This is a genomic window from Frankia alni ACN14a (genome assembly GCF_000058485.1).
Taxonomy (GTDB): Bacteria; Actinomycetota; Actinomycetes; order Frankiales; family Frankiaceae; genus Frankia; species Frankia alni.
Genome location: NC_008278.1, coordinates 4,349,264 through 4,373,095 on the forward strand (window position 1 = coordinate 4,349,264; position 23,832 = coordinate 4,373,095).

The 23,832-nt window shown below is 72.3% G+C and carries 19 protein-coding genes; 7 read left to right on the forward strand and 12 right to left on the reverse strand.

Going from position 1 to position 23,832, the window contains the following annotated elements:
• Positions 1–145: 145 nt before the first annotated feature.
• Genes FRAAL_RS36150 through FRAAL_RS17730 form a run of 3 tightly spaced genes read right to left on the reverse strand, consistent with a single transcriptional unit; the run spans position 146 to position 2,494 of the window.
• Positions 146–259, reverse strand: coding sequence for a hypothetical protein (locus FRAAL_RS36150; RefSeq protein ID WP_372665467.1), 114 nt, complete (start codon positions 257–259; stop codon positions 146–148).
• On the reverse strand, positions 256–1,518 hold the full coding sequence (locus FRAAL_RS17725) for a sensor histidine kinase (RefSeq protein WP_157892130.1): 1,263 nt from the start codon (positions 1,516–1,518) through the stop codon (positions 256–258). Before FRAAL_RS17725 ends, FRAAL_RS36150 begins: the two co-directional genes overlap by 4 nt.
• On the reverse strand, positions 1,511–2,494 hold the full coding sequence (locus FRAAL_RS17730) for a response regulator transcription factor (RefSeq protein WP_193790315.1): 984 nt from the start codon (positions 2,492–2,494) through the stop codon (positions 1,511–1,513). Before FRAAL_RS17730 ends, FRAAL_RS17725 begins: the two co-directional genes overlap by 8 nt.
• Here FRAAL_RS17730 and FRAAL_RS17735 point away from each other — a divergent pair.
• Entirely contained in the window at positions 2,484–3,989 is a 1,506-nt protein-coding gene (locus tag FRAAL_RS17735; protein ID WP_011605179.1) for an MFS transporter, read from the forward strand. The genes FRAAL_RS17730 and FRAAL_RS17735 overlap by 11 nt on opposite strands.
• Positions 3,990–4,320: 331 nt before the next feature.
• Positions 4,321–5,601, forward strand: a complete 1,281-nt coding sequence (locus FRAAL_RS17745; RefSeq protein ID WP_011605181.1) for an EAL domain-containing protein — start codon at positions 4,321–4,323, stop codon at positions 5,599–5,601.
• Here FRAAL_RS17745 and FRAAL_RS17750 read toward each other — a convergent pair.
• From FRAAL_RS17750 to FRAAL_RS17760, 3 genes are all read right to left on the reverse strand, one after another.
• Positions 5,531–6,202 (reverse strand): VC0807 family protein, encoded by a 672-nt coding sequence (locus FRAAL_RS17750; RefSeq protein ID WP_231861064.1) that lies wholly within the window; start codon positions 6,200–6,202, stop codon positions 5,531–5,533. The two genes, FRAAL_RS17745 and FRAAL_RS17750, sit on opposite strands and share 71 nt — an antisense overlap.
• A gap of 466 nt (positions 6,203–6,668) precedes the next feature.
• Entirely contained in the window at positions 6,669–7,292 is a 624-nt protein-coding gene (locus FRAAL_RS17755; RefSeq protein ID WP_011605183.1) for a hypothetical protein, read from the reverse strand.
• 112 nt (positions 7,293–7,404) lie between these two features.
• The gene (locus tag FRAAL_RS17760; RefSeq protein WP_231861066.1) at positions 7,405–9,309 is read right to left on the reverse strand and encodes a hypothetical protein; all 1,905 of its coding nucleotides are present in this window, start codon (positions 9,307–9,309) and stop codon (positions 7,405–7,407) included.
• Between the two features lie 417 nt (positions 9,310–9,726).
• Between FRAAL_RS17760 and FRAAL_RS17765 the strand changes: the two genes are divergently transcribed.
• Together FRAAL_RS17765 and FRAAL_RS17770 are read left to right on the forward strand one after the other, a co-directional pair.
• Complete coding sequence (locus FRAAL_RS17765; protein WP_041939440.1) at positions 9,727–11,856, forward strand: PKD domain-containing protein; 2,130 nt, start codon at positions 9,727–9,729, stop codon at positions 11,854–11,856.
• Between the two features lies 1 nt (position 11,857).
• Positions 11,858–12,637, forward strand: coding sequence for an SDR family NAD(P)-dependent oxidoreductase (locus FRAAL_RS17770; RefSeq protein WP_011605187.1), 780 nt, complete (start codon positions 11,858–11,860; stop codon positions 12,635–12,637).
• A 90-nt stretch (positions 12,638–12,727) separates the two neighbouring features.
• Here the strand turns inward: FRAAL_RS17770 and FRAAL_RS17775 are convergent, their stop codons facing one another.
• Positions 12,728–13,591: a TauD/TfdA dioxygenase family protein gene (locus FRAAL_RS17775; protein WP_041939441.1), complete on the reverse strand. Its 864-nt coding sequence runs from the start codon at positions 13,589–13,591 to the stop codon at positions 12,728–12,730.
• A gap of 122 nt (positions 13,592–13,713) precedes the next feature.
• Complete coding sequence (locus FRAAL_RS17780) at positions 13,714–14,490, reverse strand: SDR family NAD(P)-dependent oxidoreductase (protein ID WP_011605189.1); 777 nt, start codon at positions 14,488–14,490, stop codon at positions 13,714–13,716.
• A gap of 946 nt (positions 14,491–15,436) precedes the next feature.
• Here FRAAL_RS17780 and FRAAL_RS17785 point away from each other — a divergent pair.
• On the forward strand, positions 15,437–16,351 hold the full coding sequence (locus FRAAL_RS17785) for a class II aldolase/adducin family protein (protein WP_011605192.1): 915 nt from the start codon (positions 15,437–15,439) through the stop codon (positions 16,349–16,351).
• A gap of 75 nt (positions 16,352–16,426) precedes the next feature.
• On the opposite strand, the gene FRAAL_RS17790 is transcribed toward FRAAL_RS17785, so the two are convergent.
• The 4 genes from FRAAL_RS17790 to FRAAL_RS17805 form a co-directional block, all read right to left on the reverse strand.
• Complete coding sequence (locus FRAAL_RS17790) at positions 16,427–17,197, reverse strand: class I SAM-dependent methyltransferase (RefSeq protein WP_157734459.1); 771 nt, start codon at positions 17,195–17,197, stop codon at positions 16,427–16,429.
• A gap of 166 nt (positions 17,198–17,363) precedes the next feature.
• Positions 17,364–18,371, reverse strand: coding sequence for a hypothetical protein (locus tag FRAAL_RS17795; protein ID WP_011605194.1), 1,008 nt, complete (start codon positions 18,369–18,371; stop codon positions 17,364–17,366).
• A gap of 3 nt (positions 18,372–18,374) precedes the next feature.
• Complete coding sequence (locus FRAAL_RS17800) at positions 18,375–19,754, reverse strand: phosphotransferase (protein ID WP_011605195.1); 1,380 nt, start codon at positions 19,752–19,754, stop codon at positions 18,375–18,377.
• Between the two features lie 172 nt (positions 19,755–19,926).
• Positions 19,927–20,913 carry an SCO6745 family protein gene (locus FRAAL_RS17805; protein WP_011605196.1) on the reverse strand — a complete coding sequence of 329 codons (987 nt, stop codon included), beginning with the start codon at positions 20,911–20,913 and terminating at the stop codon, positions 19,927–19,929.
• Positions 20,914–21,381: 468 nt separating this feature from the next.
• On the opposite strand from FRAAL_RS17805, the gene FRAAL_RS17810 reads away from it, so the two are divergent.
• Positions 21,382–22,239: an SAM-dependent methyltransferase gene (locus tag FRAAL_RS17810; protein WP_011605197.1), complete on the forward strand. Its 858-nt coding sequence runs from the start codon at positions 21,382–21,384 to the stop codon at positions 22,237–22,239.
• Positions 22,240–22,602: 363 nt separating this feature from the next.
• The gene (locus tag FRAAL_RS17815) at positions 22,603–23,823 is read left to right on the forward strand and encodes an ABC transporter substrate-binding protein (RefSeq protein ID WP_041939442.1); all 1,221 of its coding nucleotides are present in this window, start codon (positions 22,603–22,605) and stop codon (positions 23,821–23,823) included.
• The last annotated feature ends 9 nt before the right edge of the window (positions 23,824–23,832 follow it).

Genomic DNA, 23,832 nt, shown 5'->3' on the forward strand with positions numbered 1-23,832 from the left:
GGCGATCGCCTCCGAGAGTCCGGTTCCAGTCACTGTCTGGCGCCAACCGTGACCCACGAACCTGCGACGCAGCTGAGCTCACCTGAGAGGGAGCTGAGTGCCCAGGCCAGCGGCTCGCACACGCCGACGGCCGGCGGCCGGGCGGTCAGTCGGTGATCGTCCCCGGCAGCGGCAGGCGAACCTCGAAGCGAGCACCGCCGAGGGGCGCCGTCCGCACGACGACGTCGCCCCCGTGGCGGCGGGCGATGCTCCGGGTCATCGCCAGGCCCAGGCCGACCCCGCCGCTCGGTCCCGGCCGACGTCCAGCCGGAAGAAGCGGTCGAACACCCGCTCCCGCTGCTCGGGGGGGACGCCGGGGCCGTCGTCGTCGACGGTGAGGACCACCCGGTCCCCCTGCGTACCGAGCCGCACGGCCACGGTCGCGACGGCGTGGCGGTCAGCGTTGTCGAGCAGGTTGCGGGCCAGGCGGGCGAGCTCCGCCGCGACCCCGAGGACCTCGACGGGTTCGAGGGACACGGTCAGCTCGACGTGGCTGACGGTCGGCAGCTCGCCCGCCACGACCTCGTCGAACCGCAGCGTCTCGACGGGCCGGGTCACCGTCAGGTCCTCGGATCGGGCGAGGACGAGCAGGTCGCCGGTCAGGCGTTCCAGGCGCCGGGTGTCGGTGTGCAGGCGGCCGGCGACGGCGCGCCAGTCGGCCGCGCCGCGGTGGGTCAGCGAGACCTCCAGCTCCGCGCGCATCGCGGCAAGCGGGGTGCGCAGCTCGTGGGAGGCGTCGGAGAGGAACTCGCGTTGCACCCGGGCGCCCGCGTCCAGGCGGTCGAGCATCTCGTTGAGGGTGCGCGCGAGGCGCTCCACCTCGTCGCCCGTCGTCGGCTCCGGCAGGCGTTCACCCAGCGTCGAATGGCTGATTGCCTCCGTGCGTACCCTGAGCGCCTCGATCGGCCGCAGCGACCGGTCCACCGCGAACCAGGTCAGCAGCCCCACGACCAGCGTGAGCAGGGGCGCGGCCAGCTCCAGCGACCGCTCGACGAGGGTGATGCTCTGCGAGATCTGGCCCAGCCGGGACACGGCGATCACCGTCCGTCGGCCCTGCGGCGTCATCACCGTCCGCGAGGCGACCCGCAGGTCTCGGGGCGGTGGCTGCCTCGGCACAACACCCGGCTGGGGCGCGCTACCCGGCTGGAGCGACGGGCGCGCCGACGGGACGGGCCGCGCCGAGGTCGCACCCGGCGACGCCGCGGGCAGGACCGCTATCACCCGGCCCGCGTCGTCGCGGACCTGGATCGCCGTGATGTAGCCGGCGGGGACGCCGGGACGGTCGATGATCGGCTCGCCGCGGACCAGGGCCTGCGCCACCCGGTCCACCTCGGCGCTCGCGGCGGCCTCGGCTCGTCCGAACAGCGTCCGGGACATGGCGATGACGAACAGGACGGAGGCAGCCGCCAACGTCAGGCCGACCGCGAGCGTGACTGTCAGGGTCAGGCGCACGCGCAGGGAGCGCAGGAACCTAGGCATCGGGGTCCAGCAGGCGATACCCGAGGCCCCGCACGGTGGCGATCCGGTCGCTGCCGATCTTGCGCCGCAGGCTCGACACGTAGACCTCGACAAGATTGCCCTCCCCCCCGCCGTCCAGACCCCACACCGCGGCCAGCAGGCGGTCCTTCGACAGCACTCGGCCGGGGTTGCGCAGCAGAACCTCGAGCAGCGCCCGCTCGCGCGGCTGCAGCGACACCGGCGCAGCGCCGACGGAGCAGTCGCCCGACTCCGGGTCCAGCACCAGGCCGCCGTGGCTCAGCAGCCGCGGGCGGGGGCTGGCACCCCGGCGGGCCAGCGCTCGTAGCCGGGCCGTCAGCACCACAAAGGAAAACGGTTTGCGCAGGTAGTCGTCCGCGCCGGCGTCCAGACCGTCCGCCTCGTCGTAGTCGCCGTCCTTCGCGGTCAGCATCAGCAACGGCGTCCAGACCTTCTCCGCACGCAACCGGGCGGCGACCGCGTAGCCGGTCATCGACGGAAGCAGGATGTCGAGGACGACGACGTCATGGGCACCTTCCCTGGCCTGCCAGTACCCCTCGAGACCGTCATGGACGACGTCGACGTCGAAGCCTTCGGCCCGCAGGCCTGAATACAGCACTTCCGCCAGCCGAAGATCGTCCTCGACCACCAGGATCCGCCTACGCCCAATGATCCCCGGGACGGCGCAGACCACGGCGTCAATGCCGCCGTCGAGACTTCCCGCTTTCCCGCCATTGCCATGTTTTGATGTGTACCGGCCACATCCGGGCGGGCCGGTGTCAGGCGAGGGGCCGGTGTCAGGCGAGGGGTGAGTCTCCACGGCGACGACCACGACACGAGACGAGGACGATGCCGGGCGGAGACCTTTCTCCCCGACCGCCACCGACACCGCCGCCACTGCCACTGCCACCGACACCGACACCGACACAGCCCCCGCCGACACCGCCGCCGCGGCCCACCGGCGGACGATGCGCGCCATCTCCGGTCTGCTGGTCGGGCTGTTCGTCTCGATGCTGTCGACCACGATCGTGACGAACGCGCTGCCGACCATCATGGCCGACCTGCACGGCAGCGCCACCGGCTATACCTGGGTGGTCACCGCCCACCTGCTCGCGATGACGGCCAGCATGCCGATCTGGGGCAAGCTCGCGGACCTGGTCGACAAGAAGCGGCTGGTCCAGTCGGCGCTCGGCGTGTTCGTCCTCGGCTCCGTGCTCGCCGGGCTGGCCGGCTCACCCGGAATGCTGATCGCCTGCCGGTTCGTCCAGGGCGTCGGCGGCGGCGGGATGTCCGCCCTGGTCCAGGTGGCGATGGGCGCGATCATCCCGGCCCGGGACCGGGGCAGGTACAACGGCTACGTGGGGGCGACCTTCGCGGTGGCCACGGTCACCGGGCCCCTCGTCGGCGGACTCGTCGTCGACGCCCCCTGGCTGGGCTGGCGCTGGTGCTTCTACCTGAGCCTGCCGATCGCGGCGCTCGCCGGTGTGCTGATCCAGCGCACGCTGCGGCTGCCCGTCGGTACCCGCGAGGTCTCCATCGACTACGCCGGCGCCCTGCTGATCTCCGGCGGCGCGTGCTGCCTGCTGATCTGGGTCTCGCTGGCCGGGGGCGCCTTCGGCTGGGCCTCGGCGCAGACCGGCTGGCTGGTCGGCGGCGGCGTGCTCCTGCTGGCCGTCGCGGTGGCGGTGGAGTTCCGGGTCCGCGAGCCGATGATCCCACCCCGCCTGTTCCGCGACCGCACCCTCGTGCTCTGCGTGGTCGCGGCCTTCTGCATCGGGACCGTGATGTTCTCGACCCCGGTCATGCTCAGCCAGTACTTCCAGCTCGGGCAGGGCCGATCCCCGGTGATCTCCGGGCTGCTCGCGGTTCCCCTGGTCGGCGCGATGGCCTACGCCTCGCTCCACGTGGGCCGGGTGATCTCGCGATCCGGGCGCTGGAAGCGCTTCCTCGTCCTCGGCTGCGGGCTCGTGCTCGCCGGCCTGCTGCTGCTCGGGCTGGTCGGCCCGACGACGACGCCGGTGCTCGTCGGGCTCGCCATGGTGCCGGTCGGCCTCGGCCTGGGTCTGGTCCAGCAGAACGTCATCGTGATCGCCCAGAACACCGCCCCGCTGGCCGATCTCGGGGCCGCGAGCGCGACCGTGCAGTTCATCCGCAGCCTCGGCGGAACGACCGGCGTCGCCGTCCTCGGCGCACTGATCGCGCACCGGATCACCGACCTGACCGCCGCCGGGCTGGCGGCCGACGGCCTACCCGTGGACGCCCTGGGAGACGGCCGGGACATCCCGGATCTTGACGCGCTCGGCCCTCCGGTGGCCTCCGTCGTCCGCCACGCCTACGGTACGGCGGTTCCCGAGGCCTTCCTGAGCGCGATTCCGCTCGTCGTCGTGGCCGCGGTCGTCATCCTGCTCATCGTCGAGACCCCGCTGCGCACCACGGTGCGGGTCGAGCCCACCGCCGACCCCGCGCCTCGCTGAGGCCATCGGACGACGCCGGACCTCCGCTCCGCCGGACACAGCCGGTTCACGGCCGGGATCACAGGCGGGATCGCAGGCGGAACGTACATGTTGGTGTACGACCGGTTACGGGGGGCACGGCGGAGGCAGGCACCAATCGCGTGACGGCTGGGGGTGAGGGGCGATGGCACGGGCGGAATCCGCCTCCGGACCCTCCTCGGACGGGCCCGCCCCGTCTGCGACCGCCTCGTCCGGGACCTCCTCGTCCGGGACCTCCTCGTCCGGACCCTCCTCGGACGGGACCTTCTCGGACGGACCCTTCTCGGACGGGACCGAACCGGACACGACGGTCATGGAACTGCTCGGGATACTGCGCCGTCACCTGCGGATGGATCTCGCCTATCTCGCTCGGGCGGACGGCGACGATCTGGTCATCCAGGTGCTCAACGGACCAGGCGGACAGTTCGGGCTGGCAACGGGGGCCAGGGTCCGCCCCGATCCCCGGTTCTACCGCAGCCTGCTGGCCGGCACGCTGCCGAAGGTGATTCCCGACACCGGACGGGATCCCTTCCTGGTCGACACGCCGCTCGTGACGAGGCTGGGCATCGGGTGCTATGCGGCGACGGTGGTGACCGACACCAAGGGCAAGGTGTTCGGAGTGCTCGGCTGCATCAGCCGTGAGCCGCGGCCGTACCTGCGGGAGCGCGACAGCCGCTTCCTGGGGCTGGCCGCCGAGTACCTCAGCGACGCCGTCATCGACCTGCACCGGATCTGGGAGGCACGCAGCCGGGTCTGGTCCAGCATCAGCGAGATGATCGACGCCGGCGGCCCGAAGATCGTCTACCAGCCCATCGTGGACCTGACAACCGGTCGCACCGCCGCGGTGGAGGCGCTGTCCCGATTCCCCCATGAGCCCGGGCTACCCCACGAGCCCCGCAGGCCGCCTCGAGGCCCGTCGAGCTGGTACTTCGACGCCATGACGATCGGCCTGAGCGCCGAACTGGAGCTGGCCGCGATCCGGCGGGCGCTGCGCGTGCTGCCCCAGCTGCCCGCCGGCGTCTGCCTCACGGTCAACGCCTCGCCGGCCACCATCACCTCCGGGCTGCTCGACGTCCTCCACGAGGAGCAGACCTGCCGGCGCCTGGTCGTCGAGATCACCGAGCACGAGTACTTCTGCGACGACGCCGAGGTCCTGCGCGCCGTACGGGACCTGCGCGCACGCGGCGTGCGGATCGCCGCCGACGACACCGGGACCGGCTACGCGGGGCTGGAGCAGCTCATCGAGCTGCATCCGGACATCGTGAAGCTCGACTATCTGGTCACCCACGGGATGGACGCCGACCCGGCCCGCCGGGCGACCGCCGCCGCCCTCGTCATGATCAGTAGGGAGTTCGGCGGCTGCGTCATCGCGGAGGGCATCCAGACCCCCGCCGAGCTGCACACCGCTCTCGACGTGCACATCCCCTACGGCCAGGGATTTCTTCTCGGCGCCCCGACCCCCACCCCCTCCCTCGCCTGCGCGGGAGGCGCGGACACCGGTCGGGGGCGGCGGTCGGGAGGGCTCAGGCCAGGCGGGAGCGGGGGGCGCGCAGGCCCTCCAGCCGGGCGACGCGCCACGACCAGGCGACGGTGATCGCCACGGCGGTCGCGGTCACGGCCGTGCCGGTGACCCCGCGGATCGCCACGAACACGGCGGTGGACTGCGACACCAGCAGCCAGAAGGTGAAGGCGGCGTTGCCGAGATTCACCGCGGCCCACAGCAGGGTCAGGCCGAGGAACAGCCGGCGCACACCGATCCGCTCGGTGACGCCCGCGGGCAGCGGGCAGAAGTCGCCGGCCAACCGGTGGACCAGGGGCCGGGGGGTCAACGCCGACAACAGGAAGATCATGCCGATCACCCCCGCGACGATCACCGGCTGCAGGAAGTAGAGGAACGCATTGCCGTTGATGATCACAATCACCGTGCGGACGGTGAGCCCGACCGAGGAGAGGATCAGCAGGGCGGGGATGCGTTGCCGGCGCACGACGCGGCGGCCCAGGGCGACATAGCCCCAGGCCACGGCCGTCAGCGCGGCGAGGGTGAGACCACCGAGATGCAGAAAGACCAGGAAAAGCGCCGCGGGGATGACCGTCGCCTCGACCAGATGCGGCACCGCGTGTTTCGCGATGCTTCTGGGCCGGGGCAACTGGACGGCGGCCAGGTCGGTCACGGGCGCGGAGCCCGGCTCGCCCACGGGTGGACGCGGGGGTGGACGCGCAAGCGCCAGTTCGGCGGTCGGGTGAACGTCGGGAGAGACATGTGCTCCTAAGGGGCCATCCCCGGGTCGCGATCACGCTGGAGGTGAAAACGGTACGCGACGATCGCTCGCGGGCGGCAGTGGCCCACCCCCGATGTGCCGATGTGGTGCTAAGCGTGCCCAGGACGTCCTTCTGCGCAATCCGCGCCCTGCGACCGCCGTCGGCGAGACGACGGCCACCGCCCGCCGCCACCACCAAGTCGCCTGCCAGCACGGGAGAACCGCCACGCCTGCGTCGTCCTGACGCCAGCCCCGCGTGCCACCACCACCTTTCGGCGAGGCCGTGGCTTCCGCCGGAGAACTCGTCTCCTCTCGGACGGATCTGATCAGGCTGAACCGGGCAACCCTGCCCGGGCCAGCCGCGCTCGACTCCCGGCGATCCGGCCCAGGCCGACGAACCGAGTCAGCGAAACACCACCAGCGGCGTCAGAATGGCCACGAGAACCACTGCGATCGCGGCGGTGACAAGAAAGGCGACCAAGAACGGTCGACGGTCGCTCAGGCCCAGGTGCAGACCGGGAAAGGACGCCGGGAGCTGGGCCACTCGGGCGGTACGAGCGACGACACGGACCGGTAGGCCCTTGCGCTCCAACAGCCTGCGCGTGCGCTCGCGATTCAGCGCGGCGCTGATCATCATGACCGGTGGAGCCGATGACACGCGTTCGACGATGATGCGGGTATGCGGGCCCGAGGTGGCAGTCTGCTGAACCCTGACGAGGCTCGCGAGGCGCACATCGTCGCATGGGACCGTCGTCTCCCGCCCCCGCCAGTCGACGAGCGTCAGGTTCCCGTTGCGGACGACCACGCCCTCCGGAAACTTCAGGACGACCAGCCCGGCCACCAGCGCGACGAGGGCAATACCCAACCCGGCCAGGAACCACCAGTCGCCGATGGTGCCCTCTTTGTGTAGCGCCCGCAGGACGGAAGCGGCCATACCTGCCGCGAGGAACGGCAGCAGACTTAGCAGGCGTGCCCGGGACGGTCGAGCAATCGGTTCCGCATCGCCTGCGCCCCCGTCATCGGTCATGCCGTCGGTGTTTCCCGGCGGCGAGACAACAAACGCTCGGAGTAACGGCCGGAGTCGGCGCGAGCCGGGCGTGCGACGCCGGCCGGGAAGGGCACAGCCCGGCCGCGCCGCATCACCGGTCCGCGGATACCTGGGCCGCCCCACCACCGATACTCACGTCCAGGCGCTCCTGGCGTTGCCGCCCGACCCCGGCGACGTCGCCCGGCGGGTCCTCGTGCTCGGCTGCACGCCACGGTCTGCCACCGACATCACCGCCGACATCACCACCGACATTGCCGCCGAGTTCCACCGAGCCGCCGAGTTCCACCGACGGGTCGCCGAGCTTCCACAGGGCGACGGCCAGCAGGAGACCGCCGACCAGCGCGAATCCCGCCAGGCCGGGCAGGACGAGATCGGCCGGCCCGGGAGCCCCGGCCGCCCACGCCGTCCGCAGCCGGTCCACCGGCGACAGGGGCGCGAGCGCGCGGTTCCGCCACGCCAGGTCCCGAACGATCATCGTCACGGTCAGCACGGCGAGCGCGGCGACGAGCACGACCGTCGGCAACCCCCGCCGTCCCAGCGGCAGCGCCCGCCAGCTGAGTTCGACGACGAACGCGAGCACCGGCAGCATCGGCAGCAGGTACCGGGTGAACGCCGCGCCACCGGCGGCCGCGTATCCCACCAGCGTCGCGACGACGAGCAGGCAGTGCGCGGCGAGCAGGATCCAGACGACACCCCCGGCCAGCCGCGCACCCGGCGGGCCGGGAGCCGGAGCGAGGGCCAGGGTCGGAGCCGAAGACGGGGCCGGGGCCGAAGCCGACGACGGAGCCGAAGCCGACGACGGAGCCGAGGACGGAGCCGGCAGCCCGCTCCCCCGCGTCCCACCGCCGTACAACCTGGCGCTGACGGCCAGGGCGTCCGCAGCCAGGAGGTCCGCGGCCCGGGCGGCCCGGATCCGCGCCGTCAGGACCCGGAGCACCGCGGCGAGCACGCCCACACCGGTGACGATCGCGAACCCGACGACCATCTTCTCGGCGTAGCCGGTCTGCAGCGAGACACGACCGAACAGGCCGCGATAGACGTTCCACCACCAGTCGGGATCGCGCACCACCTGCTGCGCCGACGGTCGCGGCCCGCGGATCGGGAGCATGGCGGCGATCCGGCCGAAGGCGGTGGGGTCGCCGTACCGGCGCACGTTACGCAGGTAGAACCAGCCGGTCGCGGCGAAGCTCAGCGCGGCGAGCCCACCGGCCACGGCCAGGCCGCGCCCGGCCCGCCGAACCGGGCGGCCGGCGGTGCGCGCCGCGACGGCGACCCCGACGGCCGGCACGACGACCATCAACGCCACCGCTCCGCTCGCCCGGCTGGCCGCGGCGGCCGGGCCGAGCACCGCGAGCGCCAGCAGCGTGCGCGGCCGCGGTCCCCGGCGCGCGATCGCGACGGTGACGGCGAGCAGACCGGTGATGGTCGCCACCGCCATCGTGTCGTTGTAGACCTGCCCGGCCGGGAACACGAACAGGCCGACGACCCCGGTGATCGCGGCCGCCGCGACCGCGACGGCCGGCTGCCCCGGCAGCACGCCCCGGACCAGGGCCGCCGTCGCGATGAGGGCGGTCACTCCGAGCGCCACATTGATCCCTCGGGCGGCCCGGAAGCCGGCCAGCGGGTGATCCAGGGCGATGCCGGACTTCAGCGGGACGGACTCGACCGCGTAGAACAGCGGCGGATGGTTCGCCGTGTAGACGACGTCGAAGTTGGTCAGCGGCCGCCGCAGCCGCCGCCCGCACAGGTGGTCGGCGTGCACGTTCACCGCGGCCCGGAACTGCCGGGGGGACACGCGGCACCCGGCCGGCAACCCCGGCATACCCGGAATGCGGGAGCGCACGGGTGTGTCCAGCCCGGGCAACGATCCATCGGCCACCTCAAGCGCGTACGCGGTGTGCTGCGCCTCGTCAGCGCTGGCAAAGGGCGGCACGACGACGGCGACCAGCAGTCCGAGCGCCGAGAAGACCATCGCGGCCGCGACCACTCCGACCACCAGCCACCGATGTCCGGACCGACTGCCCGGGCCGGAACCGCCCCGGTCTGTGACCTTCAACCACCACACCCCAACGCCGGCCGGCCAGCCGGCCGAGGAAACATCGGCCACGCTCGGCCTGGCGGCAACGGTAGCGCCTGGCGCGCCACGACTGTCCGGCGGACCGGACTTCCGGCACTTACGGGACATGGTCGGGCAGGGAGTGGACTCGGACGGGGAGTGGACGTGGAGGGACGCCGTCGACCGAGCCGGCCTCCCGGAGTTCGACCCGGAGTTCGAACCGAAGTACGACCGGGAGTACGCCGGGAGTGCGGCCGCCCGGACTGGTGAACAGCGTTGACACGTGCGCGGATGTTCTGCGACGCTGCAGCTCCCACAGCCGGCGAGGCGCGAGGGCGACGAAGACGGAGCTGTCTCATGGGCGCTATCGATCTGTCCGGGTACGAGGTCACCGACGCCTTCTTCGGGGCGCCGTTCATCGAGGTGGACGAGCAGCGTGAACGCCCGTCGCCGCACCGTTTCGTGCAGGGCGGCTTCGCGGGTACCGACACGGAGTTCGCCTTCTATCTCCCGCCCGCCGAGTACTACACGGGCCGCATGTTCCAGCCGCTGGAAGGCGGCAACGGCGGTCACGCGGTCACCTTCGGCGGCGGCATTCTCGGCGAGATGTTCCAACGCATCGACATGAGCGCCCGCCTCGGCGGCTACATGGTCGAGTCGAACCAGGGCCACAAGGGCGACGACTACGACCCGAAGGCCGGGGAGGATCCGACGCTCTACGGCCACCGGGCCAGTGCCGAGGCCGCGCGGCTGTCCAAGTACGTCGCCGCCCAGGTGTACGGCAGCGCCCCTCATCACAGCTACGTCTGGGGCGGCAGCGGCGGCGGGCGGCGTTCCCCGCTCTGCCTGGAGAACGCGCCCGGCGTGTGGGACGGGTGCATGCCGTCGACCAGCGGCGGTGAGATCGCCGAGCCCGGCAACACCGAGCGGGTCAAGGCCGGCAGCATCATGTCCTTCGGCCAGATGTTCAACGTCCAACGGCTGCTCGGTCGCGACCGGATCATCGCACTGGCGGACCGGATGGCGCCGGGCGGCAGCGGCGACCCGTTCGCGGGGCTCGGCACGCACGAGCGCGAGGAGCTGGCGTCGCTGTACCGGCAGGGCTTCCCCCGCGGCAACGAGTTCATGATCAGCGAGCCGATGGGCCAGATGTGGCTGTGGACCTCGCTGGCCGACGAGCTGCACCGCGAGGACCCGGACTACTTCGCGAACTTCTGGACGAAGCCGGGCTACGTCGGTCACGACTCCCCCGAGCTGGTCGAGGCGGACCTGATCCACCAGACCGGACGGGTCGTGCGCACCCTGTCGGCCCGCGACCTGAACGAGTCGGCCGACTTCGCCGGACCCGAGTTTCAGACCATGCGGATCCTGGCGGCGATCGTCGGCGCCGGCGGCGAGGCGTACGAGTTCCCCTACGCCGTCGAGATCGAGGGGCTCAAGGGCGGTTACCGCGTCGGCGCCGGCGTGAAGGTCCTGACCGGGAAGGCCGCGGGACGGTCGCTGTACGCCACCGGCGCCGCCGGGGACGTCTTCGCCTGCGACGGCCAGGGCGACGCGAACGTCCTGCGGTTCACCGGGGTCGAGCCGGGCGACGAGGTGCTCGTCGACAACCGCAGGTTCCTCGCCTACTGCTACTTCGCCCGCCACCACGTCATGGCCGATCCCGCGTTCGCGCACCTGCTCGTCGACGGCCGGCCGATCTACCCGCAGCACCCCGTGCCGCGGATGTCCTCGCTGATGGGCGTCTGCTACTCGGGCCAGTACGAGGGCAAGGTGCTCTGGCTGCACCACACCCACGACTCGTCGGTCTGGCCCGCGTGGGGCACCCTGTACGACCGGGCCGTGCGCCAGGCCCAGGGCGAGGCGGGCGCGCGGGCGAACTTCCGCATCCGTTGGACCGAGTACGCCGAGCACGGCCCGTACGGCATGGTCCCGCCGGAACCGAACCGGGTGGCGGCGACTCGGCTGATCGACTTCCGCGGCATCACCGAGCAGTCGATGATCGACCTGATCGACTGGGTGGAGAACGGCGTCGAGCCGAACGGCAGCCACTACACGTTCGTCGACGGCCGCGTGCACCTGCCGTCGAGCGCGGCGCAGCGGGGCGGCATCCAGCCGGTCGCGTCGGTCACGGCGAACGGCGGGGCCCGGGCCGACGTCGGCGTGGGCGAGCCGGTGACCCTGACGGTCACCGCCGCCGTCCCGCCGGGCGCCGGGCGGATCATCGCGGTCGAGTGGGACTTCGACGGCACCGGCACCTACCCGTTGCGCCACGCCGGGATCGACGGCACCGCCGCCGAGCTGACGGTCTCGACCACGCACGCCTACGACCGGCCGGGCACGTACTTCGCCACCGCGCGCGTGACGTCCCACCGCACCGGCGACGTGGCCGCGCAGCGGTGCCGGATCGAGACGATCGCCCAGGCCCGCACCGTCGTCGCCGCGCCCGCCGCGCCCGCCCCGTCCGCCGCCGGGACGGAGGCCTAGGATGGCGGGTTCACTGAAGGGCAAGATCGTCCTGATTACGGGTACCGGCAGCGGCATGGGCCGGGCCGGGGCGCTGCGGTTCGCCGCCGCCGGCGCCACCGTCGTCGGCGCCGACCTGAACGCCGAGGGCAACGCCGAGACCGAGGCCCTGGTGACGGCGGCCGGCGGTCGGATGCTCGGCACGGCGCCGGTCGACCTCGGCGACTACGCCGCGTGCAAGCGCTGGGTCGACGCAGCCGTGCGGACCCACGGTCGCATCGACGTGCTGTGGAACAACGCCTCGGCGTGCGTGTTCGCCACCATCGAGGCGATGACGGTCGAGCAGTGGGACTTCTCGATCCGCAACGAGCTGAGCATCGTCTTTCTCGTCACCAAGGCGGCCTGGCCGCACCTGACCGCCAGCGCCGGTGCCGGCGCGGACGCACGACCCGTGGTGATCAACACGGCGTCGGTGGCCGGGCACGGCGGTGGCCCGGGCGGAATCGCACATTCGGCGACCAAGGCCGCCGTCCTCGCGATGACGCACGTCATCGCGGCCGAGGGTGCGCCCTACGGCATCCGCGCCGTCAGCATCAGCCCCGGCGCGATGGACACCCCGGGCTCGGCCGAGCAGCTCGCCCTGCCCGGCGCCCGGGAGGCGCTGCTGAGCCACGCGCTCGTCCCCCGCCTCGGGGATCCGGACGAGGTGGCCCGGGCCGCGGTCTTCCTCGCCTCCGCCGACGCCTCCTTCATCACCGGCGCCGACCTTCTCGTCGACGGCGGCCTGACCAACCACGGCTGAGGCCGGCGCCCCGCCCCGCCGACCGGGACGAGATCCGGCCGCCGGTCCGGACCTTGGGCCACAGGTCCGGCCGCCGGTCCGGACCTCGGGCTACAGGTCGGCGTGGAGCGGCTCGTCGGCGATGAGGATGCGCTCCAGCAGCCGCGGCGCCGACCCGTAGTTGCGGACCGCGTAGTGCACGGCCGCCCGGTTGTCCCAGAACGCCACCGAACCCGGCCGCCAGGTGAAGCGCACCTGGTTCTCCGGCTTGCGGTACTGGTCGATGACCGCGGTCAGCAGCTCCTTGCTCTCCGCACGGTCGAGCCCGATGATCGTCGGCCGCTGAGTGAAGTTCACCCAGGCGATCTTCTCGCCGGTCTCCCGGTGGATCCGGATGACCGGATGCGCCACCACCGGGTAGTCATGCCCGCTGGCGTGCAGCGCGGCCCGGAAGTCGTGGGTGACGTGGCGGCCGTCGAGCCGCTCCTTCACCTCGTCGGACAGACCCTGGTACGCCAGCGCCGCGTCCACCCAGATGGTGTCGCCGCCGACCTCGGGCAGCTGCACCGCCCGCAGCACCGCGCCCCAGGTCGGGACGAGCCGCCAGCTCGTGTCGGTGTGGTAGGGGTCCCAGATGTCGTCGTCGGCCTGCGGGGTGTGCACCTTCGCGACCTTGTCGAAGTCGGCGGAGGAGATGCGATGGATCGCGGTGGTGCGGGCGTCGGCCTTCGCCGCGCCCGGGTGCGTGTACAGGGGACCGAACTGCCCGGCGAAGTTCTCGTGCCCTTCCTGGGTCAGCTCCTGGTTTCGGAAGAACACGACCTTGTACTTCAGCACGGTCGCCCTGATCTCGTCGCGCACGGCCGGCGAGAGGGGCTGGCTGAGATCGACGCCAGCGATCTCCGCGCCGATGGTGGGCTGCAGCGGCCGGACGGCCAGCGGCGACTGGACGGATGCCTCCACAACAGTGGTCACGGTCTGTCCCTTCGATCGAGTGGTGCAGGTCGGGTGGGGTGGTGCAGGTCGGGCGGCGTGATGCAGGTCGGGCGGCGTGATGCAGGTCGGGCGGCGTGATGCAGGTCGGGCGGTGAGGGCGCTCAGTAGTGGATGGGGCCCAGGGTGCCGCCGCCGGCGGCGATCGCCTCGCCGGTCACGGCGACCGCGAGCGGGGATGCCAGGAAGGTGACGACCGCGGCGACCTCGTCCGCGGTGACGGCCCGCCCGATGGCGATGCGGGTCGCCGCGGCCTGGATCTGCTCCTCGGACAGCACGACGCTCCCGCCGTGGTCGGCGGTCAGGGTCAGCCCGGGATGGACGACGTTGACGGTCACGCCGTGCGGACCCAGCTCGTCGGCCAGGGTCTTGGTGAGAGCGGCGACGCCGACGTTGCGGATGGAACCGGAGGCGAGGCCGACCTGGCGGGCCGCCAACCCGCCGATGTTGATGATCCGCCCCCAGCCCTGCGCGACGAAGTGCGGCGCGACCGCCTGCGCGGTGCGCAGGTAGCCGAGCACCTTGACGTTGAAGTCGGCGGCGGCGTCCGCGGTGGACAGGGCGGTGACACCCCCGGGCCCGCCGGCGCCGCCGGGCCGGGCGGCGTTGTTGACCAGGATGTCGACGCCGCCGAGTTCGGCGACGGTGCTCTCGACCAGGGCCTGGACGGAGGCGTCGCTGGCGGTGTCGGTGACGATCGGCAGCACCGTCGCGCCGCCCGCGGCGGACAGCTCGGCGGCGGCCGACTTCAGCACGTCGACGTCCCGGGCCGCGATGACGACCTGGACTCCCTCGGCGAGCAGCGCGCGGGCAACCGCCCGCCCGATGCCGCGGCTGCCGCCGGTGACGATCGCGCGGCGGCCCGCGAGGTGCAGATCCATGCGTGCTCCCTGTCTGTTGGTTGGGCTCCCGCCTGTCTGGGCTCCCGACCGTCCGGCGGCCTGCGCCGCAGCCACGGCGCGGACCGGCAGGACGCCGGCCGCCAGGGGGCACGAGTCGGCCGGCCCGGAGCCGATCGGGCCCCGACCTCCGCGGTTGCGCAGGCAGGGTGACGGCCTGGTGCGGAAGGGAGGCCGGTGCGAAGCGGACCGACCGAGTACGGGAGGCCGGGTGCGCAAGGCCGGTGCAGAGGGCCGGGTACGGAGGCCCCGTACAGACGGCCGGGTACGGAAAGCTGGTGCGAACGGCCGGGTACGGAGGGCCGGCCAAGGGGACGGGTACGGAGGAGTGCCTGACGGTCGACGAGGCGAAGCGCGCGTCACCGGCTCGACGCGGCGAGGACGTCGCGCCGCGGGTGGCGCTGGCGAAACCTCGCGCGCGGCGAGCAGACCGGGCGGGGTGCGGGACTGACCGGGCGTCGGGTGTCGGCGTCAGCTGCGGCGAGCCGGACAGCTCGCGGAGGTGACCCGCAGCAGGTCGATGTGCTCGCGCCTGGTCAGAGAGGCGATCGTCAACACCTCCCCAACATGAACCCGATTTGTCGATCGGTCAAGTGGGAAAATAAGGTGACGCACACCACATGACGGGACTCCGTCGGAGGCACCGGACCGGGGCCCGGCTGGGGATTGACAGCTCGCCGAGGCGGGGCACCATCCCCCTCGGGAAGCTTGACAATGGCTTCGACCCTGCCGCACAGTTGCGGCGCGCACCTGCTCCGGCGGCGCACCGCCGACACCTGCGCCTCCCGCCACGCGGGTGCTCCCGGCTGGGAGGGCCTTCTCCGTACTCCGCCTTCACTCCGCCTTCGCTCCTGGCACCGGCGATGCCCTGGTGAGCCCGCGTCAGGCCGGTTCCCGCCCGTCATCGAGATGGAAGGACCAGACCCCCATGGCGCTCTCCACCCATGCCCCGGCCCCGACGACCCCGGTCACCGGGGCGTCCGGCGCCGCGGCACCCCACGAGGCGCCATCCCAGAAGGCGCCATCCCAGAAGGCACCATCCGAGGGCCGACAGGGGAGCCCCTGGGCCGGGGTCTCCCCCGCCGAGGGCGGGGAATGGCCCCGTCCGGTGCCGGTCCGCACGGTCGAGCAGGAGCGGCTGCACCGTAAGCAGAAGCTCGCGGCGGCGTACCGGATCTTCGCCAAGCTCGGTCTCGCCGAGGGCCTGGCCGGCCACATCACCGCCCGCGACCCCGAACTGACCGACCACTTCTGGGTCAACCGCGCCGGCCTCGACTTCAGCCGCATCAGGGTGTCGAATCTGCTGCTGGTCAACGCGGCGGGAGAGATCGTGGCGGGGCAGCCGCCGTTGAACAGGGCGGCGTTCGCGATCCACTCGCAGATCCACGCCGCCCGCCCGGACGTCGTCGGCGCCGCGCACACCCACTCGCCGTACGGCCGGGCGCTGTCCGCGCTCGCGGTGCCGCTGCATCCGATCTCTCAGGACGCCTGTGCCTTCTACCAGCAACATGTCATTTTCGAGGAGTACAACGGGGTCGTGTTGAGCGAGGAGGAGGGCCGGAAGATCGCCGCGGCGCTCGGCCCGCACAAGCTGGCGATCCTGCGCAATCACGGCCTGCTCACCGTCGGCACCAGCGTGGAGTCGGCGGCCGCCCGGTACATCGCCGCCGAGCGGGCCGCCAGGACCCAGCTCATCGCCGCGGCGGCCGGGCCGCTGCACATCCTGGACCACGAGACCGCCAGCTTCACCGCCGGTCAGGGACGCAGCGACGACTCGGACCGCTGGGCCTTCGACGCCCTCTACGAGATCATCGTCGAGGAGCAGCCCGACCTGCTCACCTGACCTCCCCGGCACCCTCCTCGGTGACGTCCCCGCCCCGGTGACATTCCCCGCAACACCGCCGAGCCGGGGCCGCGGTCAGGCCGCGACGGCGACGACCGCGTAGTCCTGGGGCCCGAACAGCGCCGAGGTCAGCGCGGCGCCGACCAGCCGGGCGGTCGCCTCGTCGACGCCGTCGAGCCGCAGGGTGGACAGGTCGACCTGCTCGCGGGGGTGCAGCCGGCGGATCTCCGTACCGGTGAAGCCGCTGGTGGTGACCAGGAACTCGGTGAGCGCCGGCGGCAGGGGTCGCCGGTGGGTCGGGTCCAGGTAGAAGTTGCAGGCCCCCATGGCCAGGTTCGTCGGGTCGGGCGTCTCCAGGATCAGCCCGCCGCCGGGGCGCAGCGCCCGACCGGCCTGCGCCAGCACGGCGAGCAGTTCGTCGGTCGCCAGATGCTCCACGACGTGGAAGGCGGTGACGAGGTCCAGCGTGGCGTCGCCGACCGTGCGGAGATGGTCGAGAATGTCCCCGACCTCGACGCGCAGTCCCCGCGCCCGCGCCGCCGCCGCGAACGTCGGATCGGCGTCGACCCCGACCGCGTCGACCCCCCGGGCGGCGAGCATCAGCAACCACTCACCGCGCCCGGGACCGAGATCGAGCACGCCCCCGCCGGCGACGAAACGGTCGACGTCGGGCAGGTAGACCTCCAGCCGCCGGCTGATCTCCTCCTCGCTGCCCCGGAAGCGGTCGGTGAACGCCGGATAGTGCTCGGCGAAACCGGCCTCGGCGGCAGGAACGGCGCTGGTGGGAGGCTCGGCCGGGTCGCGGCCGTCGAGGAGATCGCCGCTGTCGCCGGCATCGGTTCTCATGTCGTAGGTCTCCCCGCCGCGCCCCGCACGCATCCCGAGGTCGGACACCGCGGCCCACCGCCGATGACGGCTGGTCGCCATGCGCGGGAGGACTGCGGTACGAAGTGTGCGATGTGGCGCCGACCGCGCACAACGCACCGCAACCGGCTCCCGCCTGGTTCGGGCACTATCCCCCGACGACCCGGGGCAGGGTCGCGCCGGTGTCGAGCAGGCCGATCAGCCAGCCCGGCGTGGCACCCAGGTAGAGGGCGTTGCACAGGACCGCGGCCGTGGCCGCCGCGGGGTCCTGGTTGATCACCGCGACGAACGCGGCCAGGCCCGCCGCCTCCATGCCGAACGTCAGGATCGAGCTCCAGCGGATGGTCTCGTCGAAGTAGGCGTCGGTCCAGACATCCTGCGCGTCCCCGCCCCAGGTGGTGTTGCCGAAGGCCACCGCGCGGGCCCAGATGTCGCGCAGGTCGGCCTGGCCGCCCTCGCCGACGATCGCCCTCTCGTAGGCGTCCGGGTGGGCGGCGACGGCCCGCTCGAACGCCGAGCGCCAGACCCTCAGATAGTTCGGGGTCGGCAGGTCGTAGTCGACCCGCATGAAGTGACGTGCGTTGATGCGCACCGCGGCCGGCCGGGGCGTGCGGTGCGGGCGGCGCTGGCCGATCGGCGGGTCCTCGGTCTTCACCACCTGAACCCCGGCGTTGTAGGCGATGCCGTGGACGGGGCCCGACGGCGTGTCCTCCCGCAGGATCGAGGGCAGGATCTCCAGGCAGCGTTCGCCGCCGTCGCGCAACGCCGCCAGCCGCTGCGTCATCTGCGTGACGATGCCCTGCTCGACCTCGGCGAACGGCGGTGACAGGGCGATGCCGAGCCGCTCGAACACCGGTGGCATCCCCCAGTGCTCCCGCAGCTCCAGGCCACCCCAGTAGCTGGACGCGAGGATCGCCCAGGCCTGCTCGCCGACGTCGTCGACGGCGACGGCGCCCTGCATGATCGGTCCGGACAGCCGGTCGGTCAGCCAGCCGTTGAACCCGACCCAGTACGCCTGCGGGGTCGCCATCGTGGCCGCCGTGGGCGCGAACTCGGCCACGAGACGGTCCACGAGCGCCGGCGCGGCGGGCATCACCGCGGCCAGCTCCGCCAGCAGCGGCGGCCCGTCGCCGTCCACGTGCACGTGCACGGTCATGCGTTACCTCCGTAAGGGCTGGCCCCCGGCCTGCCAGGCGTCGCCGGAGAGTGGTTGCAGACTGAGGTGGATGAGCTTCTCGTGCCGGGCACCCGTGCCGGCGATGAGGAACTGCTGGCGCTGCGTCCAGCGGTGGAAGTACTGCACCAGCGGGACGTCGAGGTCCGGGGAGGCGCGCAGCACGAACTCCTCCAGCGCCGCCTCGGCGGTGGCGAGGTCCGGCTGGCGGGCGCCGAGCAGCGCGGAGATCTCCTCGACGTCGGCGCTCTCCAGGTCGGCGCCGAAGGCGTGGACGTGCTCGGCGAACCGGGTCACCGCCCGGGCGCTGTCCGCCCGGAAGCCCTCGAAGGCGCTGGCGGTGGGCCACTCGTCGAGTAGTGCCATCAGGTTGGTGTAGGCGGCGCTCGCGTAGGACGACCGGCGCTGCGCGGGGGGTTCGACGGGGGGCAGCGGCGCGCCCGCGACCGCGGCGATGGCCTCGAGCGCCCACCGGCCACAGCCGACGAGCCAGGTGAAGTACTCCAGCCAGCTGTCGCCGGGCGCTGGGTTGCGTACGGAGTCCTCCCACTGGAACGGGGTCATCAGCGACCAGCCGGCGGTGTGGAACTCCACGGCGTCGCGGTCGATCCGCTCGCCGGTGACGGCCTCGTAGCGCCGCGCGATCCGGCCGATGTCGCCGAGCGGCTCCTCGCAGTCGCGGCTGCGCATCGCGGCGAACTCGGCGATCGGGTCGCCGATGTAGGCGGCCTCGAAGTCGATCAGGCCGGTCAGCCGGCCCCGGTCGAACAGGAACTGCGCCGCATCGGCCTGGATGAGCCCCCGCTGCGTGCGCCCCGTCGGGACGTTGCGGCACAGCCACCGCCACATGAACTCGATCATCGGGCTGGGCGCGGTCTTGGCCCGACGGTAGTTGCGCTCGCCGGTGGCGTACATGGTCAGCGCCGCGGCCCGGTTGTCGGCCGGCACGGGCAGCCCGAGCGCGCCGAACTCGCGCACGTCGATCGCGTGCATGCGGCACATGGCGTCGACGTACTGGTCCAGCACGGCGTCGCGTTCGGCGTCGTCGGACGCGGTGGCGAGGTTGACCCGGCCGGGCAGGCGGTCCATGACGATCGCGGGCGGGTCGTCGATCATCCCGTGGACGCGCGGGACGGGTACGCCGTGCCGGTGGAGCACCCGGTTGATGTCGGCCTCCTGCCGGAGGGTGATCATCTCCCGGAAGTTGCCGCCGCGGTGGCCGCGCACGTAGTACCGGTGCAGCTCCCCGTCGCTCGCCAGATCGGCGAACCAGGCGGCGCGCCAGCGCTCCTGCCGCTCGAACGCCACGACGGTGCCGTCGAGCTCCCGCTCCAACCAGGCCCGAACCCGCTCATCCTGGCTCACGACTCTCCCTCCCACGAACGTTCCCGGCGAGGCTACGGATCTTTCCTGGTCGAAGACCCCGATGCGCGAGCATGGCACCTTCGGGCCGAGCCGGGGGCCCACTGCCGTCAAACCTCGACGTCGACGAAGGCCTGCGCGTCGGCCACCGGCTCGACGTCGGCAGCGTCGGCAGCTACCTGGCGACGGGGCGGCGCAGGCGCGTGGCGAGGCCGGCGGCGCCGAGGGCGGCCACGACCTTGGCGCCGAGTTCGATCATGCGATCCATGCCCGCGTCGCCGATCGGCGCGTAGGCCAGCGCCGCGAGTTGGTCGGTCCGATCCTCGATCCAGCGCCTGCGGCGGCGACCCTCCGCCGTCAGCTCCGGCGTCACCGCCGCCGTCAGCTCCGGCGTCACCGCCGCCGTCAGCTCCGGCGTCACCTCTGGCGTCACCTCTGGCGTCGCGGCCTCGGTCAGCCAGCCCCGGCGGCGCAGGCTCGCGACCGAGGCGTCCCAGGCCGGTGGGTCCCAGCGCCGGGAGTCGCGCAGCAGCTCGCCGGGCCACCCCTCGTAGGCGGCGTGGATGACGAGCGCGTCGATGCCGCGCAGCCCCTCGAGGACGAGCCCGGCGATGTGCCCGTCGCCGCGGTGCTCGCGCAGCACCTTGGCGGCGTGCCAGATCACGAGATGGTCCTCGCGCGGCCACGGCAGCGCCGCGAGCCCGGCGAGCAGCGGACGGCCCTCCCTGTTCGCCGCCGCGGCCTGCCCGGCCGCGCGCGCGAGCTCGGCCAGCTCACCGAGTTCCGCCGGGTCGATCGGTGCGAGCGCCGCGGCGAGCACCGGCGCGAACGCCGCCTGTTGCGCCGCGAGGACGGCCTCGGGTGACGCCTTGCGCCACACGGCCGGAATGACGCTCTCGACCAGCCGGGGGTTGACGTTGTAGAAGGTCGCCACCACCACGTCGGCCGATGCGGGCCCCAGCAGCGCGGCGCGCGTCACCAGATTCACGACGGCGACGTCGTCGAGCCCGAGGTCGAGCCGGTCCAGCGCCGCGTGGACGGCCGGGCACAGCACGCCGGCGCCGAACGTGGGCTCGATCGCCAGCAGCGCGGGACGGGTGCGGGCCACATCCACGCCGCCGTCCGCCTCGTGGCCGGTCAGGAGGTTCCCCTCCGTGGTCACAGTCCGTCTCCTCTCGTCGCGCGGGAGTCCCGCCACAACGGCGACCTGACCCGCCGGGCGCGAAGAACCGACCGAAAGAACGATATGGGTACGCGCACCGAGAATCCATCGAGCGGACGGCGAGGTTGTCGGGCTCGATATCGGCGTTCGACGGCCGTACCGGGTCCCGCACAGCCTGCGTATGACATCCGTCAGCATGCGGGAGAACAATGTCGGCAGACTATCCGGTCCGCGTGCGAGCCGGGCCGCAGCCAAGCCCGTCCGTGCTACTCGGCAACCCACATAAAGGTGGTCCGACGTCGGTCATGGTGTTCGCCGGGCGAGGGAAATGATGGTCACGGCGGCACCGTACCACTCCGCGGGCACGCGGTGAACAGCGTTGACCATGCCGCAACTCGTGGACCCACCGAAGCCGAGGCGACTAGGGTGATTAGGGCAGGATCGTCCGGCTTTGAGGGGCAGGCTGCGGTGACCGAAGCAGGAGCAGGGAACGCCCCCGGCGGGCAGTGGTGGACGTCCCTGGCCGACGAGCCCCAGCCGGCCGACCTCAGGACGGACGAGGCTCATTCCGCCCGCATGTACGACTACTACCTGGGCGGAAAGGACAACTTCCCGGCCGACCGACAGGCCGCGGAGCAGGTGCTGGCCACGTACCCGAACGCCCGTAACGTCGCCCGCCACAACCGCGCCTTCATGATCCGCGCCACCCGGTTTCTCGTCGGCGACCGTGGGATCCGCCAGTTTCTCGACATCGGGACAGGCATTCCCACCTCGCCGAATCTGCACGAGGTCGCCCAGGGGATCGCCCCGGACACCAGGGTCGTCTACGCCGACAACGATCCGATCGTGCTCGCCCACGCCCGCGCCCTGCTGACCAGCAGCCCCGCCGGCCGCACCGCCTACCTCGACGCCGACCTGCGCGACCCGGCCCTCATTCTCGACTCCCCCGAGCTGACCGAGACCCTCGACCTGACCAGGCCGGTCGCCCTGTCGCTCATCTCGATCTTCCCGTTCATCCCTGACTCCGACTCCCCGCTCGACATCCTCCGCACGCTGATCGACGCGCTACCGTCGGGCAGCTACCTGGCCCTCACCCACGCCACCGCCGACTTCGATCCCGCCTTCGAGGCGTCGGCGTCGGCGTACCGCAGTCGCCGCATCCCCAACCAGCTCCGCAGCCGCGCCGAGGTGGAGCGCCTGTTCCTCGACCTGGAACTGCTCTCCCCCGGCGTCGACCTCGTCCACCGCTGGCTCCCGGACCCCGCCCACGCCGGTCTCGCCGACGCCGACGTCAGCGTGTACGGCGGCATCGCTCTCAAGGCGTGACCCGCGGGCGGTGAGCGCGGTCCGCACCGGCGGGCCGGCTCACCGGACCGACGCATGGCGACATTGTGACGATTTGGACGGTATAGAGGCGCTTTCCGCCTGTTCGAGAACGGCTCCCCCTGCCGTTGTTTCTCGCGTCCCGCGAAGGCGCCGGCACCCGAATATGCCAGCCCGTCATTAGCCACGGAGGCGGGCCTCGGTAATGTTGCCGCACTGATCAGGACCACGGCATCGATCAGTACACAATCGAGTGCACGGACGCCGAATCCGCCTCGCCGGCGCCAGGCCCATGTCTCCGGCGGATGTGCCGTGCCGCCACCCGATTGGCGCGTCCGCGCGCCCACGTCCGTACCAGGGAGTCCCATGTTCACGTGCCGCCATTCCAGAGCTCTGGCGGTAAGCGCCATGTTACTTCTGGTGGTCGCGGGTGCCGGCGGATGTTCTACCTCCGGCGTGGCCTCGGCGTCCACCTGCGACACCCCGGGAGTGACGGCCGACCACATCAATCTCGGCGTCCTCTATCCCGACACGGGAGCGGTCGCGAGCGCCTTCGGCGCCGTCCGCTCCGGAATCGACGCCCGTCTGGGCGTGGCGAATGCCACCGGCGGCGTCCACGGCCGCACCATCGGTTACACCTGGCGGGACGACCAGGGCGCGGCGGCCACGAACGAGACCGCCGCCCGGGATCTCGTCGACGGCCAGCATGTCTTCGGCATCATCGAGGCGACCCTCGCCGCGAGCGGCAGTGCCCAGTACCTGGCGGACCGGGATGTTCCGGTCACCGGCCTGGCGGCCGAGCAGGTCTGGTCGAAGTACGCGAACATGTTCGCCTTCTCCTACGTCAGCGCCGCGCCCACGGACACCTACGGGCAGTTCGTGCGGTCCCAGGGGGGCACCCGAGCGGTCGTCGTGCAGACCGCACTGTCGACCGGCGTCTCGGACGCGGCGGCGCGCTACGGGCGCAGCGTGGACGCCGCCGGTGTGCCGGTGCTCGACACGCTGAACTACACCCCGGGCGCGGACAACCCGCAGTCGGTCGCCCAGCGGATCGCCGCCCTCGATCCGGACACCATCATCAGCGTGATCCAGCCGGACGCTCTCGTCGCGGTCCTCGACGCGCTGCGCGCCGCGGGCCGAAACCCGAAGGTCGTCCTGTCGGCGAGCGGCTACGACCGGCGGTTGCTACGCACCTTCGGCCCCCGCATCGCGGGACTCACCGTTCCCGTCTTCTACCGGCCCTTCGAATCCGGCGGCCCGGCGATCGCCGCCTACACGGCGGCGATGACGCGCTACTCACCCCAGATCAGCCAGCCGGAGCAGGACATCGCCGTGACCTCCTACATCGAGGCGGACATGTTCATCCGCGGCCTGGAGCTCGCCGGCGACTGCCCCACCCGAGAGGGCTTCATCACCGCGCTGCGAGCCGTGACGCGCTACGACGCGGGCGGCCTGATCAGTCCGATCAACATCAGGACCGGCCTCGGCAAACCGACCACCTGCTACTCCTTCGTCCAGGCCAACGCGAGGGGCACCGCGTTCGACGTGGTGGCACCGGATCTGTGCGGCAAGGAGCTCACCTCCTGAAGCCCCGAC

Bases quoted from the DNA above. Each gene is read 5' to 3' on its own strand.
- FRAAL_RS36150 (WP_372665467.1), bottom strand. From the start codon at position 259: ATGACCCGGAGCATCGCCCGCCGCCACGGGGGCGACGTCGTCGTGCGG.
- FRAAL_RS17725 (WP_157892130.1), bottom strand. From the start codon at position 1,518: ATGCCTAGGTTCCTGCGCTCCCTGCGCGTGCGCCTGACCCTGACAGTC.
- FRAAL_RS17735 (WP_011605179.1), top strand. From the start codon at position 2,484: ATGCGCGCCATCTCCGGTCTGCTGGTCGGGCTGTTCGTCTCGATGCTG.
- FRAAL_RS17730 (WP_193790315.1), bottom strand. From the start codon at position 2,494: ATGGCGCGCATCGTCCGCCGGTGGGCCGCGGCGGCGGTGTCGGCGGGG.
- FRAAL_RS17745 (WP_011605181.1), top strand. From the start codon at position 4,321: ATGGAACTGCTCGGGATACTGCGCCGTCACCTGCGGATGGATCTCGCC.
- FRAAL_RS17755 (WP_011605183.1), bottom strand. From the start codon at position 7,292: ATGACCGATGACGGGGGCGCAGGCGATGCGGAACCGATTGCTCGACCG.
- FRAAL_RS17765 (WP_041939440.1), top strand. From the start codon at position 9,727: ATGGGCGCTATCGATCTGTCCGGGTACGAGGTCACCGACGCCTTCTTC.
- FRAAL_RS17770 (WP_011605187.1), top strand. From the start codon at position 11,858: ATGGCGGGTTCACTGAAGGGCAAGATCGTCCTGATTACGGGTACCGGC.
- FRAAL_RS17780 (WP_011605189.1), bottom strand. From the start codon at position 14,490: ATGGATCTGCACCTCGCGGGCCGCCGCGCGATCGTCACCGGCGGCAGC.
- FRAAL_RS17785 (WP_011605192.1), top strand. From the start codon at position 15,437: ATGGCGCTCTCCACCCATGCCCCGGCCCCGACGACCCCGGTCACCGGG.
- FRAAL_RS17790 (WP_157734459.1), bottom strand. From the start codon at position 17,197: ATGAGAACCGATGCCGGCGACAGCGGCGATCTCCTCGACGGCCGCGAC.
- FRAAL_RS17795 (WP_011605194.1), bottom strand. From the start codon at position 18,371: ATGACCGTGCACGTGCACGTGGACGGCGACGGGCCGCCGCTGCTGGCG.
- FRAAL_RS17815 (WP_041939442.1), top strand. From the start codon at position 22,603: ATGTTCACGTGCCGCCATTCCAGAGCTCTGGCGGTAAGCGCCATGTTA.